Genomic DNA, 16,380 nt, shown 5'->3' on the forward strand with positions numbered 1-16,380 from the left:
GTTTCGCAGTCCACCCAAGCTCTAACAACTCCAACGCATACTCACGCACAGCCGAACCAGACCACCTACCACCCAAGAGCGCAACTCCCTTCCAAAAAAACGTTGCACTCATCATCTGACACCGCATATATGCCACTCATGGCCAAATTCTCCTGAGTTACATCGTTCACCTCTGATACAAAGCTCGAAAAGGCATCCCAAAAACAACATTCAACTACCACAGAGTGTTGAATAACCGCGATGCGGACGGTGCATAAGTCCCGGAAGCCTTTTCGGGGAATTTTACTCAATGTATTGAGTAAAAATACTCAGTATACTGAGTAAAATGTTATGATTGTTTCGGGAGACCAAGGAGTGTAATGGCTATGTTTCAGCGAAATATGGTAAGTGAGATACGCGAACGAATGCGTGAAGTTGGCAATCCCTTGCTGCAAGTCATTGTTGGGCCGCGACAGACTGGTAAGTCGACCATGCTGACCCAAGCGCTTGAAGAGATTAATCTCCCGTACCTTTTTGTGAGTTCCGATGATGCCGAAATTCCTAGCCGTCAGTGGTTGGAAACACAGTGGCAGCAGGCGCGACACCTTGCGACTTCCAATACCGACAGCGGCGCCAAAACGTCATCAAAGAAGACCCCGCCGAGCGCACTGTTGGTGGTTGATGAAATCCAGAAGGTGCCAAAGTGGTCCAGTGCGGTGAAGGCTCTGTGGGATGAAGATCAAGTAACTGGCGTGAACTTGAAGGTGTTTCTTTCCGGATCGTCTAGCTTGCTCATTCAAAGTGGACTCGAGGAGTCGTTGATGGGACGTTTTGAACTGTTGCGTTCCACCCACTGGAGTTTTGCGGAATGCCGGGAGGCCTTCGGATTTGACCTGGATGATTTCCTTTTCTTTGGTGGCTTCCCTGGGGCGGCGCGTTTTGTCAAGGATGAGGCGCGGTGGCGCGATTATCTCCGCAACTCAATTATCGAACCGACCATCGCAATGGATGCCTTTGCCGTGGCGGAGATTCGCAAGCCGGCTCTGCTGCGCGCCTTGTTTAGCCTGGGCGCGCGGTTTTCGAGTCAGGAACTTTCCTATACCAAGATGCTCGGTCAGCTTCATGATGCGGGCAACACCACGACCTTGGCGTCTTACCTCGACACTTTGGGCAAGGTAGGGATGCTGGCGGGACTGTCGAAATATCATCCCTCCGTCCTGACTTCGCGCAAGTCTTCCCCGCGTCTCATGGTGTTTGACACCGCCCTGATGACGGCGACGAGCACGGCAAGCAAGAAGGCTTTTTTAGCGGACAGTGAAGCCCGCGGGCATTTGGTGGAAAGCGCTGTGGGAGCGTCTCTTTTGGCTCGCGGACCGGTGGAAGGCTTTGAAATCTTTTGGTGGCGGGAGGGAAACGCTGAGGTCGATTTCGTGTTGCGCCGCGATGAGGACCTCGTGGCATTGGAGGTAAAGAGCGGAAGGCAGAAGCCGCGCGGCGGAATGGATGCGTTCTTGAGGCTGTATCCCGAGGCTCGTCGACTCGTTGTTGGTGGCGGGGGACGCGGCGCAGTCGACCTCGAAGCTTTCCTCGCAGGTCAGGTGCCGCTTTTTGATTGAATCAGTCAAATCGCAGGGCTCGAACCAGTCAAATCGCAGAGAACGCGATGAGGATTTGCGCTTGTACAATTTTCTAAATTTTGGGTGCGGGGGAGCGGGTTGGGGAATAATGGATTTATGGCTAAGAAAGATAAGAAAACCGACTCCTCCGAAGCTGAGTCCCTGTTGGAGCTCTTAAGGGTGCCTTCAGGGGAAGTCGATGTTTTGCGAGACTTTGACCCGCGAGCCACGCCCGGCTACCCCGGCAAAGGCAAGAAAGACGCCGATGAGGAACTGGAAGCGCTGGATCCGGAGCTTTCCGACCTGCAAGAACGCCTTTATGCGGCTTCCACGGTCGACGACATGAAGGCGCCTTCGGTGCTGCTGATTCTGCAAGGGCTCGACACTGCCGGCAAGGGCGGGGTGATTCGCCACGCGGTCGGGATGGTAGATCCGCAAGGCATCCAACTGGCTTCCTTTAAACGCCCCACCGAGGAAGAGCTGGCTCATGATTTCTTGTGGCGTATTGAAAAACAACTCCCGAAACCGGGCAAACTCGGGATTTTCGACCGCTCGCAATACGAAGACGTGTTGATCCAACGGGTCGAACAGTTTGCTCCGCCGGAGGAGATTGAACGGCGTTACGGGGCCATCAATGATTTCGAGGCGCGCGTCGCCGAGTCGGGCACGAAGATTGTGAAATGCTTTTTGAACGTTTCGCGCGGAGAGCAGCGCGGGCGGTTAATGACGCGCCTGGAAGATCCGGAGAAGCTGTACAAATACAATCCCGGCGACGTGAACACGGCCTCGAAGTTCGATGCCTATATGGAGGCCTACTCTATCGCGCTGACCAGGTGCAACACAGAGATCGCGCCGTGGTATGTCATCCCTTCGGACCGCAAGTGGTATCGCAACTGGGCGGTGGCAAAGCTCCTTATCGAGACCATGCGGGAGATGGAGTTGGGCTGGCCCGCCGCAGACTTCGATATCGCCACCGAGAAGGCCCGCGTGAGCGCGCTGCCCGAGTAGCAGTATGCATCAACTGGCGCTGGGAAAATACCTTGTTTGCGATTTAGAAGGCAACTCTCGTGTCTTAGCCGAGTGGTCTCACAGTGCCTGCATCCTCGATTATTGTGGGGCTTGTAAATTACCCAGTTTGTGTGACATTGTTATTACATGTAAGGCGCGGTAATATAGAAGCTAGAGGAAGGAGTCGAAAATGTCTGGGACCACGATTACGATTCGAACCGATTCTGAGCTGAAGAACGATGCGACGAAGCTGTTTGAGGGGCTGGGGATGAACCTGTCCGTGGCGATTAATATGTTTTTGCGACAGGCCGTTTCGAAGCAGAAATATCCCTTGAGTCTTGACTTGGAGATTGGGGAAGGCGCAAAGTCAAGTTATCCGAAGGGCTTTTTTGAGCTATTCGGCGCCGGGGCTGATCTCGGTTTTGACGAAGAACCTGAAGACTTACCTCTGGACGGCGAGGACATGAGGCTGTGAAATATTTCCTAGACACCAACATCATCATCTATTTCATCAACGGCAAATATTCCGAGGTGGCGCGGCATTTTGAGCAGGTGCCGCAAACTTCCATTGTGATTCCGTCGATGGTAGTTGGCGAGATTGAATATGGAGCTTGTAAATCTCGTGATTACGCAAAAACTATCGAGTTGTATCGCAAGTTTATTGACCCCTTTGAAGTTGTGCCTTTTTCTTCGAGTGCGGTTGCGACCTACGGGGAGATTCGCTCTGATCTAGAAAAACGCGGGGAAACTATCGGTGCGAATGACCTGGTAATTGCTGCCACGGTCCTTGGGGAGGGTGGGACGCTCGTCACTCACAACACTAAAGAATTCTCTCGAGTTGCCGGTCTTACGGTTGCTGATTGGACAGAAGCGTAAAGGGGTGCAGTCGCAGTTCAAAGCGTCGCACTATACAATTTACAGGGCTTCCGCTGAACCTTTTGCATGGACTCGATGCCTTAAAAGCTCGGAACATTCATCCCGACGGCGCGGGCGGCCTCGGCGAGTTCCTCGTCGAAAACCAGCATGTCTGTACACAGCATCCAGCGGGCCATCTAGAGACGAACCGAGTCGGCGGAGCGCAGGGAGTTGCGAGAGTATGCCGCGCCCATCCAATCACTAACTTCGGTTTCGACTGTTTTCACATTTCGCAAGGCTATGCGGGTGAGTTCTTCCCAGGCGCTGTCGATACCGTTGACGCATTTTAGGGTGCAGTAAAGTTCGTCAACACGGTGCGGCTAATGATTAGCTCATCGCCACGTTCGGTTGCGGCATCAACGAATTTTGCAACCTGATCGGATTCCGCTTCTTCAATAACTAGTTTGACCAGAGCGGAAGTGTCGATATAGATGCGTTTCAAAATCGCCCCCGGGCGTCTGTGACGAGTTCCTCAGTGGGACATCAATCGTAATTCGAGGGATATCCTGGAACCGCACGCGCGGATAGCGCCATTCGGTTTCCTCAATGGCGCGAATAGCGGTCTGCTGCTTGATTTTGTTGTGATGGGTAGGGGTGGGCGCCCGCGTGCGATTCGGATGGATAACGGGTCAGAATCCGTCTGTGCTGCTCTGGAGCAATGGGCGAGGGAGGATGAGATGATTCAAGCGTTTATCTCGGCGGGCGATCCCTGGCATAGCGGGTTCTTGGGATCGTTTCATAACCCGGAGAGAGATGAGCTGTTGGAAGATAACTGTATTGAGAATCTTGCACACGCCCGACTACTCGTGACCCAGTGGTCACGGCGCCACAATAACACCCATACGCACTCCTCACTGGGCTACCTCAGCCCACGACAATACGCGGAACAATGGAAACAACAACACACAGCCAACACTTAAACCAAACGAACCAAAAACCTAGACCACCCCACCGCGAGCAGCCGCGCATTCCCAACGGGTCATTTTCCTCAAAGACGGTGGGATTGTCGATGAACTCAAGTTTTCCGGTGTCGGGGGAGACAACCACGAGGCAGTTCTCCACAAGATTAGCCAGTGGGGGATTTGAGTCAGCAAATGATTTTTTGAGGGCGAGCAAAACTCGCTTATTTAGGGGATAAGAAACAAGCTGGTGTTGAGGGAGGCTCCGGCGAGTGCGGAGCCGATGGAAGCAAATAAACTCACTCCGACTAGCAAAGTGGATTTCATGGCGTAGCCCCAGGCAAAGCGAGGCTTCCAAGTGTAGCCGATGGTATCCATGATGGCGGTGGAAAAAGTCGTGTAACCTCCCAAAAAACCAGTCTGAAACGGCACGGAGAGAAAACTGGCTCCGAGAGCGGGCGAAGTTGCTGCCCAACCCACTAGGAAACAGCCGGTAAGGTTGACAAAGATTATTCCCCAGCCTCCCCAGAGCCGCTTGCCGGATTCGGTTTCGCTCGGGTGGAGTCGAGAACGGCGGGAGCGGAGTTGATTCAGCAATAGCGTGGCCAGTTTATCGATTCCGAAACGGGAGACTGCACCGAGACCACCGAAGAGTGCCACGAGGAGGGGAGTCATGATTCGCCCCCCAATTCGGGGTTGTTGGCGTTAGGGAGGGTGAAGTCGGCGGGGGAGTCGCGGTAGGGGTCTCCTCCCACAAAGGCGCGGCGCGTCCCGAGCCACAGGGCGAATAAGCCGAGAGGCAGGGCGAGACCGAACATGGCCAGGAGTTCGAGAAGATAGCCCAGATGGAACTTGCCGAAAGAAATAATCTGCCACACCGGCCCACCATACGTCCCGAGCCCTCCGCAAAATCCGGTTCCGAGCGCGAGTTTCAAAGATTGGGAGCGGCGCCGATTCGGGTTGGACACCAGCCTCCCCGTGACATAAGCCAGCACGAAAACCGAGACGAGGTTCAAAATCCAGGTGTCGATATTGACACCCCCACCACCCACGATAATCCGGCAGATTCCGGTGCAATCGGGAGAAGCACTAAGACTGCCGGCGTAGAGCGAACCTGCCCATCTCAGGACCGAGCCAACCCCGCCGCCGAGAAAGACTGCCAGTGTGGCAACAAACCACGGCAAATCCCGACTCGCTTTTTTCACGAAATAAGCCTAACGCCTCAATCATGATAGTATAGCGAGGCTGATTGAAGTGTCCTAAACTATGAGGAAACCATGTTATTTGCATTGAATGTCGTCTCGCAGGTTCTGCTTGTCTTGAGCTCCTTGCTGCTTGTTTTGTCCATCTTGCTCCATAAAGGTCAAGGTGGCGGTATGTCCGATATGTTTGGCGGGGGACTGACCTCGGCGATGTCGTCTTCCGGAGTGGGACAGCGCAACCTCAATATCGCCACAGTGGTTACCTCTCTGGTGTGGGTGTTCGCGATTGTTCTCTTCGCCTTCACCATGGAAAAACCTTCCGTCGACGACGCCAATTCGCTGGTTTCGAACACTTCGAGCAGCTCCCAGGCTCCGGCTACTACGGCTCCGAACCTGGCTCCCAGCGAGACCCCTGCCGCTTCCGAAACTTCTTCGACACCAGCGGAGAGCGGAAACTAAGTTCCGAAGAACTCTGCTGCGGTTTTCACCTTCGAAAACGTCTCGACCTGGGGAATCCGGGTCGAGACGTTTTTCTCTAGGGCTGCGTCTTTCCGCTCTCGCCGATTTTTCACCCTTTTGGGTGTAGCCCGACACGGAGCAGACTTGCTAGCTTAGAGCCACGGTCGCAAAAGTGACCGACTAAACTCACGAAGGAGAAAACCGTGACTGGCATGACCGTGAATAATGTTCCTCCGCTGCAGGATGCTGTGTCCGCACCGTCCTCCCCCTCGGGCGGAGTCAAGAAAAAACTCATCGTAACCGCTGCCATACTGTGCGCTGTGGCTACTGTGCTCTGTGTCCTGGGTCTGATTCTGGCGGCTAATTCGCTCAATAGTCTCGCCGAGCAGTTGACACCGGAAAATTATGAACAATTAATCAATGAATCCAACGCCGATATGTTGAAATTTGCGCTTCTCGGTATCGGCGGGTTGTTGAACTTCGTAGCCTTTATCCTGGCTTTGGTGGCGCTGATCGGCTCCAAACCGAAGACCCTCGCTTTGATTGTGTTCCTCTGCGTTTTGTTCATTCCCGGCATTGCCACTGGCATAGCTGCCTCGAACTATGGCTCGGCGGTGGAGAATGTCACCAATAAGTCCTTTGAAATGATGGGGGCAGATTTGGATTCGGCGCTGGATGATGCCCTCGATGATGCACTTGACGATGCCGTTTCCGAGGCTTTATCTCAGTGAGAGGGAATCTCAAGATGTTGCAGAAACTAGGAAAAACAGCTTTAGCAAGTGTTGCCGCTCTTGGCATGATTGGCTTGGGTGGTCTGATGGTGGGCTCGCAAGCCTATGCCGAGGGGATTCCCTACGAGCGTCTCGCCGGCTCTACGGGCGTCGAGACCTCCTTGGCGGTCGCGAGATACACTTGGGGCACCGAGTGGCCGGTCGTTTATGTGGCTTCCAACCGCAACCCGGTTGATGCCCTTCCGGCAGCTGCGATTGGTGACGGCCCGGTGGTTTTGACCGATGGCATCAACTTGAATCTTGGCGGCGCGAATGTCGGCAAGATCGTGATTCTTGGAGGAACTGGCGCGGTTCCGGCGGATATTGAAGTTCAGGCTCAAAGCCTTGCGACCGCGGGGGTGGAGCGTCTCGCGGGGGCTGATCGCAACATGACTGCTCGGGCCATTGCCGACCGGTGGATGCAGGTAAACGGCATGGCCAAAAAGGCTTATATCACCAGGAATGCTGACACTGGCTCCCCGGATGCGGTGGCAGCTTCGGCACTTCGTGACGGTCCGATTCTCACTTTTACCACCGACGGCTCCATGACCGAACTCATGATTTATCTCGGACGCATGGTGCCGGGTCTGCAGGAAGTCGTTGCATTGGGTGGTGAAGCGGCGGTTCCAACCGGTGTACTCAATGTGGCGGTTGACGGGCCTGAAAAGTCACGGCTTGCCGGCCCGAACCGTTACGCTACTGCTTTCGAGATTGCGAAAACATCCGGTAAGGGCAGAACTGTTTATGTTGCGGCAGGCACCGCACTCAAAGACGCTATGGTTGCCGGGGCAGCTCAAGACGGGCCGATTCTCTTGACGCCTCCGAGCGGGGAAGGCACCTTTGACCAGATTCTCACCTTGGGTGCAACCAAGATTGTCTTCGTTGGTGGAGAAGGTGTTTTGCCCGATTCGACCGTGGCCATGGCTGCTGGGATCAGATCTGGTTCCGATGATGGAGCAGCCGCCGACGGCAAAGGTCTTGAGTTTACCGGGACGGTTCGTTACATGAGCCTGACCGAGCTCGCCGACTTCCAGAATCTGAGCCTGGAGAAAGCCCAAAAGATGGGGAACCCTAGTTTTGACTACGTGATTTTGGTACTGGATAAACCCACTGCCATCTCGGCTTCATATGCCTCCGATGGTACGGGGATATCCCCAGAAACACGGACAGTTTCGATTATCGGCCTCGCCGTTGGCGCCAAGGAAGACATCCTGGAATGGAAGGGTTCTGACGGCAAACATGTTACTGTGGAGGTTGCTCCCAAGGCGCTGTTCTGGCCTTCCGATGTGCGGCTTCCGATTGATGCGGTACATGCGGATGACGCCATCGTGACTGACCAGAATGCTTGATTGACTAGTTATGTGTTTTGGCGGCTGAGTTCTCAGCCGCCAAAACACATTTAATGAGTGAGACGAGTGGGGATAGGTTGTACGAAACACTGGGGACGGGTCATGGTGTCTCATGAAGCAAAGCGAAGTGAGACACCCTCAGGCCTATCCTCACGTGTTTCCTCAACCAACCTGAGTTCCACACTGGGGGCAGAACTTCGGCTTCGGGTCACCAAGCGCAGTGCCACAGTTCGCACAGAACCCCCCGCCAACGGCCGGAGCCGCGGGTTGCGGTTGGCCACATTGGGAACAGAACTTGCCGGTATTTTGCGCACCACAAGAACACGTCCAGGCAGCGCCTGTCGGAGCCGCGGCCTGCTGCTGAGCCATAGCTTGCTGCTGAATCTGGGCCTGGTTGGAAGCCGAAGCGGCTCCCATGAAACCGCCACCTGCCTGCATTCCCAAGCCGACCCCCATCATTGCCGCACCCGCACCAGCCGGGTTGGAACCGGCGGCTTGAATCCCGCCAGCTACCGCGCTCTGGACATAGCCTTCGCGAATGTTTGGGTCGCCCATCATGGCGCCCTGGTTGCGTATGTCGATCATCTTGCGAGACTGCTCGTCATAAGAAACCGAAGCGATACCCACCGCTTGGACTTCGATGCCGCGCTGTTGTTCCCAGTCCTCGTCCAGCGCGTCGCGCATATACTTCGAGAGTTCAGAGACATGGGACTGCACCTGGGAGATGCGAATCCCGTCGACGCTCATCTTGTTGAGCGCCACCGAGAAAGCCTCTAAGAATTCGGCCTGGTACTGTTCCTTGATGTCATCAATGTGCACCCGCTCGGCGTCTCTAGGGATTGCTTCCATATAGAACTTCAACGGGTCGACGATGCGAATCGAATACACGCCGTGAGCCCGCAAGAACAGTTCCGCGTTATAGAAATTGTCGAAGTATTGGATGGCATTCGGGGTGCCGAACTTGATGCCTTTAATCTCTTGGAGATTAATGAAGTAGGCTTTCTGCTGGCCCGAGGGGGCTCCGCCGAACTTGAAACGCTCCCACGTGTCTTGCAGGGCTTGACCGAACTGTCCGGAAAACAGTGAAGGAGACGACTCCGAGTTGAAGGTGTAGGCTCCGGCTTCGGTCGAGAAATCCACGATTTTGCCGGAGTCCGTGATCAGCATGGCTTGGTTATCGTAGACGAGAATCTTCGAGCCATTGGAGATGATATCCCCAGTTCCGCGATTGTTAGCGCGCAACTGCTGACCGCGCACGAACACGATGCCTTCACCCATGTCTTGAGCTGCAATCGCATCGAGCCACTGGTCTTGGATAGCTCCGCCGATGCTCCCGGTCACTGCTTGAATGAGACCCATAATGTCCTCCTTTTTCAATAATCGGTTGGTTGAACCCTTGTCTGTTCCCATTCTTTCAGGCGGGAGCCGACTGTGGGGCACATTGGCTAGTCTTTCAAGAAACTGCGCCGCGGGGATACACCCAAATGGGTGAAAAACGAGGCATCCGCGTCCTCCCCCTTTTTTCACCCTTAAGGGTGTATTCAAACCTGCATGCGGATTGACACAATGGGGTTACCAAAGCAGGAGTCCCCTCGGGGCAGTCAATCTCAAGGAGTCATCATGGGTTTGTTCGATTCGAAAGAATGCGCGTTGTGCGGCGAGAAAGCTGGCATGTTCACGAAACAGAAACTGCAAGACGGTTTCCTCTGCGGGGACTGCAAAAAGAAACTCTCGGATCTGTCCAGCGGCTGGAAAGAGCGCACGATCTCTGATGTGAATGAACATCTGCAGCTGCGTGAAGCCAATAAAGAAAAATCCTCCCAGTTCCAGGTCAGCCGAGCCATCGGTGCCGGAGGCTCCCTGGAGATAGACGATGCCCATGGCTGGTTTCGTTTCAAGATCGGCAGAGACTATCAGCAAGGCAACGCCCAGGTCTTTGGATTCAACGAGCTGGGTAATTTCTATGCCGAAATCCACTACGATGCCTATGCCGATGACGAGGACAATGACGGGGTGCCAGACCAGTTCGATCCCGATTCCCGGGACTTCAATCGCAACCGCAATACGATGATGGGCGCCATGATGCGGGCGGGAGAACTCAATTCGCAATCCGCCAATATGTTTGTCCAAGCCTCCGGTTTAGCGCAGTATTTCCGCTCGATTGGTTCACAAATCAACGATGCCGGGATGCCTGCCGAAGTTACTGACGTCACGATGGTGGTGGGGACGACTTCGCGTTTCTGGCCGGAGGTGCGGCTGCGCAGCGCCTACTTCGGTTCCGGCGGCTCGGATCAGCAGCGTCTGCAAGATGCTCAACAGACCATTCAAGCCCTGATGCAGATTCGCGGCGGCGCCGGCGGGGGTGCCGGGATGATGGCGCAACCGGGGATGGTGCCCCAGCAAGGCATGGGGATGGCACAGCAAGGGATGATGGCGCAACCGGGGATGGTGCCCCAGCAAGGCATGGGGATGGCACAGCAAGGGATGATGGCGCAACCGGGGATGGTGCCCCAGCAAGGCATGGGGATGGCTCCTCAAGCCGCGACACCGGCGTCACCGAGTCTTTGCCCGAGCTGCAATGCGCCTGTAAACGGAGCCTTCTGCCCCAACTGTGGCACTAAACTGTCATAAGGGGAAACAGCCACTGTGAGGGAGTGAACCATGAGTGATGTGCAGTTGAAGTGTCCGAGCTGCGGGGCGCCGATAAACTTCGATGTCTCGAGTGGGAAAATGCAATGTGGGTATTGCACAGCCACTTTTACCGTTGAGGAAGTCAATCAATTCAACGGCATCGCCCAAGCCAATGCGGAACTGGCGATGGCTCATGAACAGCAAACCGGGGGTGCAGCTGCCCGGACTCTTGCGGGGCAGGGAGCGGCGACGATCCCGAATCCTGGCGGCGGCCAGATGGGAACGGTTCCATCCGCTGAGGAAACCGGATGGGTGGAACCGCCTCCCACCTACCTGGATGAATCCACTGGCCAGCAAATGGCGCAGTTTCAGTGCAATTCCTGCGGCGGCGAAATCATCGGCAGTCCCGACATGGTTTCGTCGAAATGTCCCTGGTGCAACAATAACTTCGTGGCGACCGGACAGTTGACGCGCACGCGCGTCCCGGATCGAATGATTCCCTTCGGGATGACCAAGGAACAAGCGCTGGCGGCGTTCAAGGAAAAGATGAAAGGTCTCAAACTGCTCCCCAGGGCTTTCACCCGGGCGAAACTCGACGATATCCAAGGCGTCTACGTCCCCTACTGGCTCTACGATGCCTCCGTATCGGGGCAAGCCGTTTTCGAGGGCTCCAGAACCCGCACCTGGATTGCGGGGGACACCGAATACACCGAGCACAATGTCTACACTGTTTCCCGCGCCTGCCGGGTGGACTATCTCGATGTGCCGGTGGCGGGAACCTCCAAAATCACTGCGAACATCACCGAGTCCATAGAGCCTTTCGACTATTCCAAATCCACCGACTTTTCTCCCGCCTACCTGACGGGTTTCATGACGAATAAGTACGATGTGGAAGCCGAACAGGCCAATCCGCGGGCTTTGGAGCGGATGAAAGATTCCACCATCGCAACCATGCGGGATTCCGTGCTGGGCTTCGATTCGGTTCAAGAGATTTCGAGTTCCGTGGCTCCGACCTTCGGCGCACTCGAATACGTGTTTTTGCCGCTGTGGCTGATGAACATTAGCTGGGATGGGAAAAACTACAACTATGCGATGAACGGTCAAACCGGGAAGTTTGTCGGAGAGTTCCCGGTTTCGAAAGCCAAGTTCTGGGGTGGTTTTGCGGCCATCGCAGTGTCTTTGTTCGCGATTCTGGGAGGGCTGTTCGTGCCGTTCCTGATGCCGCTGCTGATGAACTAGGAGAGTGAGACAATGAAACGCTTTCGCCACAAAACGTATCACGCGCTGGCTGCCTTGGGTTTGGCTGTGCTGTCGACGATCGGTTTCGGTCTCCCGACGGCGTGCGGGGCTCCTGCCACAGCGGCACACCCCGACTCCATCCTCGAGGCGAGGGTTGCGAAGGATCAGTTCATCTTCGATGAGGCAGGACTGTTTTCTGACTCCAATATCCAGTCTTGGGAGGAGCGCTCTGCGCAGTATTCCGCGCAATACGGCATCGGCATCTATATCGTGACGACCCCGTCTTTGGAGGGCATCGATCCGCGCGACTGGACCATAGATTTCTTTCACCGCCACGAGCTAGGCATCGGTGCGGAGGCGAGCGGAGAAATCCTCATGATTTGCCCCGAATCTCGCGACATGCATATCGGCGGTCAAGGATTGGGGGAGCAGGCCTTCACCAACTACGGGGTTGATGAGCTGCTGTCAGCCCTGAAAGAACCGCTGGGTGATGACGACTGGAACGGAGGTGGGGATCTCTTCCTGGAGATGTCCGGGGAGTATCTGGAGCAGTGGGAGGCTGGAACTCCCTACGACACTGATCACAAGCGTCCCCTCAAGATGACGGCTACGTCCACCCTGGTTGGGGTTGGAGCCGCTGCCGGCGGCGGTGCGGCTGCCGGGGGAGGTGTCATGTCGATGATGAAGAAGAAGCACAACACCCTGCGGCTCCAAGCCGGAGCGAAACATTACGTGGTGCCGGGGTCGGCTGAGATCACCGCGGCTAATGAGGTCTTGAGCCACAGCTACATCACCACCCGCACCATCGAAAGCGATGATGATTCCGGAAGCGGCTCTAGCTACTCCAGCGGCGGTTGGACCGGAGGTTCTTCCAAGTTCTGAGCGTAACACCATGTATTTGAGCCGCAGCACCAAGCACGTCCTGATAATCTGTGCGATCTTGGTGGGACTGTCGTGCCTCGCTCACGGGATTGACAGCTACCTCGATTTCCCTTTCTCCAAGAACTACTTGATCTTCATCTGCTACCTCTTCGCGATGCTGCTGTGGATGCGGCACGTCGCGGCGCGAATCACGCAGCAAAGCCTGCGCCGATACCTGTTCGTGGCTTTCGTGATGCTGAGCCTATGGATGGCGCTGAGAACCTGGAAATATCTCTTCACCGCTCCGGAAACCGTGGCGGAAAGATACGCCTGGTATCTCTACTACCTGCCCTATCTGGTGTTGCCCCTGGTGCTGCTGTTGGCGATGCTGCAGGTATCGCGCCCCGTCAACGAGCCGACAGCTTCGGCTTGGTGGTGGCTCACCGTCCCGACCCTGGCGCTGCTGGCGGGGGTGCTCACCAATGACCTCCACCACCTCGTATTCCGTTTTTTTGGGGACGACTCACCAGCTTACGATCACGGTCCGCTGTTCTTCCTCGTGATGCTGTGGATCGCGGGACTCTTCCTCGCGGCTTTTGCGGTGGCACTCATTCGAGCCAGCTACAGTGAACAGCGCCGAAAACTCTGGATTCTCGCCATTCCCCTGGTGGCAGGGCTCGGTTATCTCCTGGATCAGTTAGTGGGGGCGAGATGGCTGGAGAACTTCATTAAAGTCCCCGAAATGGCAGTGGTGGTGATTGCGGCTTTCATAGAACTGCTGATAGATATGCGGTGTCTCCCCTCGAACACGGGTTACAGAAAGTTTTGGCAGAATCTGGAGCTGCCGGCGGGAATCGTCGATAAGCAGGGAATCCTGCGCTACGCGACGGCGAGCGCCCCCGTGCCGGCTCTCCCCGAACTTCAGCGGGCGCTCCGGAAGGAAGCGGTGCCTTTCGGGACAAACCATTATCTGCGCGCCCAGGAGATCCCCGGCGGCGCCGTGTTTTGGATTCAGGATGTGAGCGTCGTGAACACCTTGAATCTGAAACTTCACAATGCTGCGGATTTGGAGCTGCTGGCAAAGACCGTCGAAGACACGCAGGCTGAACACGATCTGTTGGAAGCCAGTCAGTACTGGCTGCAAGAGGCTCAAGCGCTGCAGGCTCCGGTGGTGGGGAGAATCCGGCAGCAGATGGCAGGTATCCTCCGCCGGTTCGATGCGGACTCCGAGGACGCTGGAGATGACCTGGCTCGGCTGTGTTTCTGGGGGAATTATTGGCACAACCTCAAGATGCTGCTGGAGTCAGCCCAAGCCCACTTCGATCCCCGCCAACCCCTAGCGGCTCAGGATACTCCCATCACGACTGCCGAGTTTGTCGAGGTCATCCGGAGTTGTCTGGAGGCGGCAGCCTTTTCGGGGGCTGATCTGGGCGCAGAGGACTTTGCGGGGGAGACTCGCTGCGCCATCGATTTAGGCAGCGCCTTAGTCGGACTGGAACTGCTCATGGGAGTGGTAGCAGATCTGCTGAGCGGAGGAATCAGCTTGAAGCTGGAAACATCACCACCCGCGCGGGTCGGGGCATCGCTAACCACTCAGGAGGCGGCGCCGCCACCCGCAAGGAGTGCCGCGACCGCGGGGGCGGAGCCTTGGACGCTGCGCCTGGAAGTGTCGGGACTGCCAACAGCGGCGGAGTGGAAAATCACCTCCCCTCCCGTCAGCCCGCCCGGACAAGATACGGTCACTTCCTCGGTGCTATTCACGACCGACACGGTGGTCTTTAGCTTCGGTTTTTCTCGCCTCTTCGAGCAGGTGCTGCCATGACTTGTGCCGAGTTCACGCAGGGGCAGCTCTACCTCCTGGGAGGTGCCGTGGTGGCACTGACCCTTTGGGCTGTCAGCACGGTGATATCCGTTTTCTATCTCCACACCTCCCGCCGACTGCAGCTAGCGACAGCCGCGTCTTGCCTGATGGTTTTGCTGGTGGGGTTGACGGCAGCAGATTTGGCTGAAGCGCTTGTTTTTGGGAAACCCGTTGCTTTGAGCCCCGTCGTGGCAACACTGCCGGCAGCGGCAGCGTGGATTGGTCTCGCCGTGATCGGGGCGGGGGAGCTCCTCCTCACGCTGATTATTGCGCGTGAAAAACACCGAGTGCTGAGCGTGAATGTCATCAAGAATGCCGTGGATGAACTCCCTGACGGTTTAGGTTTCGCCACTCCTCAGGGCGAACTCCTGTTGGGGAATTACGAAATGGCGGAGATGCAGTGCGCTGTGACCGGGAAGAGCTGGGGAAACTTCAATGAATTCTTAGCAGCCTTGGATACCGGCGACCTAGCGGCGGGGCAAGTGATTTTCCGCAATCCGCTGGTGGTGAGGAGCGAGAGCGGAAAAGTCTGGAGCCTCTCGACGAGGGAACTGGCCGGGGACCTGGAGGGGATTCGCGAGACCCGCGCTGAAGACCTCACCGCAGCCTCCCAGATAGGCAGGAAACTAGATCTCCACAGGGAGCGGTTTAGCCAGCTCCAGGACAAACAGCTACAGCTGCAGGCAGCCTCGCGGGAGATTGAGGTCTCGATTGCTGCTTTGCGTCGAGCCTTAGCGCCCCCCGCGAAGGAGGACACAGCCCAGGTGGCTACGGCAGCGTTTCTCCGGGGGGAGGGCGGGGGAAGTGTGAGCGAACTAGTGGAGCTGTGGCGTCAAGCGGTTGGCTCAGCGGAGCTGCGTGGCGAGAATAATTCCTAGCGAATCCGACCCGATGCCGGGAATGATTGATAGAATTTTGTTGAACTCCTGAGGGTATTTAAGGAGGACAAGTGGCGAAAATCATCATCGTAGAAGATCAAACCATCCTGTTGGATTCCCTGGCGGGAGCAATCGCTGCGGAAACAGATTTTGAAGTCGTCGGTAAACTGACAGATGCTGCCGCTATTCACGCGGCGGTGCATCGCCAGGCTCCCGATATTGTCTTGATGGATGTCAAAACTGAAAACTCCAACGGCCTGGTGGAGGCTGCTAAACTCCGGGTCAGTCATCCCCAGCTCCGCATCGTGATTTTCACCGCCATGCCGGACGTGGCTTTCTTGGAAGAAGCCGAAGCCGCCGGAGTGGATTCTTTCGTCTATAAAAACGTCTCGACCACCGACCTGTTGCAGGTGCTGCGCCGCGCTCTCCAGGGGGCGAGGAGCTTCCCCGTAAAATCAGAGGTGGAAGGGTTGGAACAGCTGGGGCTGACGGCGCGGGAGATCGATGTGTTGCGTCTGGTCTGCCGCGGACTGAGCCGGAAAGAAATCGCCAAAAAACTGTTCTTGAGTGAAAACACGGTGAAGTCCAATATCTCCTCCCTGCTTGCCAGAACCGGCTTTACTTCCGTGGCTCGGCTGGCTCTGTGGGCGGTGTCTTCCGGCTTCATCTTTGTAGACGATGCCGATGCCATCGACAGCGCCTCACTATAGGGA

At 56.1% G+C, this 16,380-nt stretch carries 18 protein-coding genes; 14 read left to right on the forward strand and 4 right to left on the reverse strand.

Features of this window, described 5'->3' with window-relative positions; all coding sequences use genetic code 11:
* The first annotated feature begins 404 nt into the window (after window positions 1–404).
* From FYJ63_RS00005 to vapC, 4 genes are all read left to right on the forward strand, one after another.
* The gene (locus FYJ63_RS00005) at window positions 405–1,595 is read left to right on the forward strand and encodes an ATP-binding protein (protein WP_229769817.1); all 1,191 of its coding nucleotides are present in this window, start codon (window positions 405–407) and stop codon (window positions 1,593–1,595) included.
* 117 nt (window positions 1,596–1,712) lie between these two features.
* Window positions 1,713–2,603, forward strand: a complete 891-nt coding sequence (locus FYJ63_RS00010) for a PPK2 family polyphosphate kinase (protein ID WP_154542541.1) — start codon at window positions 1,713–1,715, stop codon at window positions 2,601–2,603.
* Window positions 2,604–2,793: 190 nt separating this feature from the next.
* A complete protein-coding gene (locus tag FYJ63_RS00015) occupies window positions 2,794–3,078 on the forward strand; it encodes a type II toxin-antitoxin system RelB/DinJ family antitoxin (protein ID WP_154542544.1) in 285 nt (94 codons plus the stop codon).
* Complete coding sequence (gene vapC, locus FYJ63_RS00020; RefSeq protein ID WP_277028336.1) at window positions 3,075–3,479, forward strand: type II toxin-antitoxin system tRNA(fMet)-specific endonuclease VapC; 405 nt, start codon at window positions 3,075–3,077, stop codon at window positions 3,477–3,479. Before FYJ63_RS00015 ends, vapC begins: the two co-directional genes overlap by 4 nt.
* 325 nt (window positions 3,480–3,804) lie before the next feature.
* Here vapC and FYJ63_RS00025 read toward each other — a convergent pair whose 3' ends face one another.
* On the reverse strand, window positions 3,805–3,960 hold the full coding sequence (locus FYJ63_RS00025; protein WP_154542547.1) for a PIN domain-containing protein: 156 nt from the start codon (window positions 3,958–3,960) through the stop codon (window positions 3,805–3,807).
* Window positions 3,961–4,195: 235 nt separating this feature from the next.
* Between FYJ63_RS00025 and FYJ63_RS11455 the strand changes: the two genes are divergently transcribed.
* On the forward strand, window positions 4,196–4,438 hold the full coding sequence (locus tag FYJ63_RS11455; protein WP_195839290.1) for an integrase core domain-containing protein: 243 nt from the start codon (window positions 4,196–4,198) through the stop codon (window positions 4,436–4,438).
* A 207-nt stretch (window positions 4,439–4,645) separates the two neighbouring features.
* On the opposite strand, the gene FYJ63_RS00035 is transcribed toward FYJ63_RS11455, so the two are convergent.
* Together FYJ63_RS00035 and FYJ63_RS00040 are read right to left on the reverse strand one after the other, a co-directional pair.
* On the reverse strand, window positions 4,646–5,092 hold the full coding sequence (locus tag FYJ63_RS00035; protein WP_154542552.1) for a fluoride efflux transporter FluC: 447 nt from the start codon (window positions 5,090–5,092) through the stop codon (window positions 4,646–4,648).
* Entirely contained in the window at window positions 5,089–5,622 is a 534-nt protein-coding gene (locus FYJ63_RS00040) for a fluoride efflux transporter FluC (RefSeq protein WP_229769818.1), read from the reverse strand. Before FYJ63_RS00040 ends, FYJ63_RS00035 begins: the two co-directional genes overlap by 4 nt.
* A 72-nt stretch (window positions 5,623–5,694) precedes the next feature.
* Between FYJ63_RS00040 and secG the strand changes: the two genes are divergently transcribed.
* The 3 genes from secG to FYJ63_RS00055 all read left to right on the forward strand — a co-directional run bounded on the left by secG (window position 5,695) and on the right by FYJ63_RS00055 (window position 8,197).
* Entirely contained in the window at window positions 5,695–6,078 is a 384-nt protein-coding gene (secG, locus tag FYJ63_RS00045; protein ID WP_154542554.1) for a preprotein translocase subunit SecG, read from the forward strand.
* Between the two features lie 203 nt (window positions 6,079–6,281).
* Window positions 6,282–6,809, forward strand: a complete 528-nt coding sequence (locus FYJ63_RS00050) for a hypothetical protein (protein ID WP_154542556.1) — start codon at window positions 6,282–6,284, stop codon at window positions 6,807–6,809.
* A gap of 14 nt (window positions 6,810–6,823) precedes the next feature.
* A complete protein-coding gene (locus FYJ63_RS00055; protein WP_154542558.1) occupies window positions 6,824–8,197 on the forward strand; it encodes a cell wall-binding repeat-containing protein in 1,374 nt (457 codons plus the stop codon).
* Between the two features lie 162 nt (window positions 8,198–8,359).
* On the opposite strand, the gene FYJ63_RS00060 is transcribed toward FYJ63_RS00055, so the two are convergent.
* Window positions 8,360–9,556, reverse strand: a complete 1,197-nt coding sequence (locus tag FYJ63_RS00060; RefSeq protein WP_154542561.1) for an SPFH domain-containing protein — start codon at window positions 9,554–9,556, stop codon at window positions 8,360–8,362.
* A gap of 261 nt (window positions 9,557–9,817) precedes the next feature.
* Between FYJ63_RS00060 and FYJ63_RS11310 the strand changes: the two genes are divergently transcribed.
* From FYJ63_RS11310 to FYJ63_RS11400, 6 genes are all read left to right on the forward strand, one after another.
* A complete protein-coding gene (locus tag FYJ63_RS11310) occupies window positions 9,818–10,828 on the forward strand; it encodes a DUF4428 domain-containing protein (protein WP_154542564.1) in 1,011 nt (336 codons plus the stop codon).
* Window positions 10,829–10,858: 30 nt separating this feature from the next.
* Window positions 10,859–12,067: a TFIIB-type zinc ribbon-containing protein gene (locus tag FYJ63_RS00070; protein WP_154542566.1), complete on the forward strand. Its 1,209-nt coding sequence runs from the start codon at window positions 10,859–10,861 to the stop codon at window positions 12,065–12,067.
* Window positions 12,068–12,079: 12 nt separating this feature from the next.
* Window positions 12,080–12,949, forward strand: a complete 870-nt coding sequence (locus tag FYJ63_RS00075) for a TPM domain-containing protein (protein ID WP_154542569.1) — start codon at window positions 12,080–12,082, stop codon at window positions 12,947–12,949.
* Window positions 12,882–14,750 (forward strand): histidine kinase N-terminal 7TM domain-containing protein, encoded by a 1,869-nt coding sequence (locus FYJ63_RS00080; protein WP_154542571.1) that lies wholly within the window; start codon window positions 12,882–12,884, stop codon window positions 14,748–14,750. Before FYJ63_RS00075 ends, FYJ63_RS00080 begins: the two co-directional genes overlap by 68 nt.
* Window positions 14,747–15,667 (forward strand): hypothetical protein, encoded by a 921-nt coding sequence (locus FYJ63_RS00085; protein ID WP_154542573.1) that lies wholly within the window; start codon window positions 14,747–14,749, stop codon window positions 15,665–15,667. The genes FYJ63_RS00080 and FYJ63_RS00085 overlap by 4 nt, the downstream gene beginning before the upstream one ends.
* 71 nt (window positions 15,668–15,738) lie before the next feature.
* On the forward strand, window positions 15,739–16,377 hold the full coding sequence (locus FYJ63_RS11400) for a response regulator transcription factor (RefSeq protein WP_277027582.1): 639 nt from the start codon (window positions 15,739–15,741) through the stop codon (window positions 16,375–16,377).
* The last annotated feature ends 3 nt before the right edge of the window (window positions 16,378–16,380 follow it).

Origin of the sequence: Mobiluncus porci (assembly GCF_009695935.1) — a bacterium.
Lineage (GTDB): Bacteria > Actinomycetota > Actinomycetes > Actinomycetales > Actinomycetaceae > Mobiluncus > Mobiluncus porci.

Bases quoted from the DNA above. Each gene is read 5' to 3' on its own strand.
- FYJ63_RS00055 (WP_154542558.1), top strand. From the start codon at position 6,824: ATGTTGCAGAAACTAGGAAAAACAGCTTTAGCAAGTGTTGCCGCTCTT.
- FYJ63_RS00005 (WP_229769817.1), top strand. From the start codon at position 405: ATGCGTGAAGTTGGCAATCCCTTGCTGCAAGTCATTGTTGGGCCGCGA.
- FYJ63_RS11455 (WP_195839290.1), top strand. From the start codon at position 4,196: ATGATTCAAGCGTTTATCTCGGCGGGCGATCCCTGGCATAGCGGGTTC.
- FYJ63_RS00015 (WP_154542544.1), top strand. From the start codon at position 2,794: ATGTCTGGGACCACGATTACGATTCGAACCGATTCTGAGCTGAAGAAC.
- FYJ63_RS00080 (WP_154542571.1), top strand. From the start codon at position 12,882: ATGATGATTCCGGAAGCGGCTCTAGCTACTCCAGCGGCGGTTGGACCG.
- FYJ63_RS00085 (WP_154542573.1), top strand. From the start codon at position 14,747: ATGACTTGTGCCGAGTTCACGCAGGGGCAGCTCTACCTCCTGGGAGGT.
- FYJ63_RS00070 (WP_154542566.1), top strand. From the start codon at position 10,859: ATGAGTGATGTGCAGTTGAAGTGTCCGAGCTGCGGGGCGCCGATAAAC.
- secG (WP_154542554.1), top strand. From the start codon at position 5,695: ATGTTATTTGCATTGAATGTCGTCTCGCAGGTTCTGCTTGTCTTGAGC.
- FYJ63_RS00060 (WP_154542561.1), bottom strand. From the start codon at position 9,556: ATGGGTCTCATTCAAGCAGTGACCGGGAGCATCGGCGGAGCTATCCAA.
- FYJ63_RS00010 (WP_154542541.1), top strand. From the start codon at position 1,713: ATGGCTAAGAAAGATAAGAAAACCGACTCCTCCGAAGCTGAGTCCCTG.
- FYJ63_RS00035 (WP_154542552.1), bottom strand. From the start codon at position 5,092: ATGACTCCCCTCCTCGTGGCACTCTTCGGTGGTCTCGGTGCAGTCTCC.
- FYJ63_RS11310 (WP_154542564.1), top strand. From the start codon at position 9,818: ATGGGTTTGTTCGATTCGAAAGAATGCGCGTTGTGCGGCGAGAAAGCT.
- FYJ63_RS00075 (WP_154542569.1), top strand. From the start codon at position 12,080: ATGAAACGCTTTCGCCACAAAACGTATCACGCGCTGGCTGCCTTGGGT.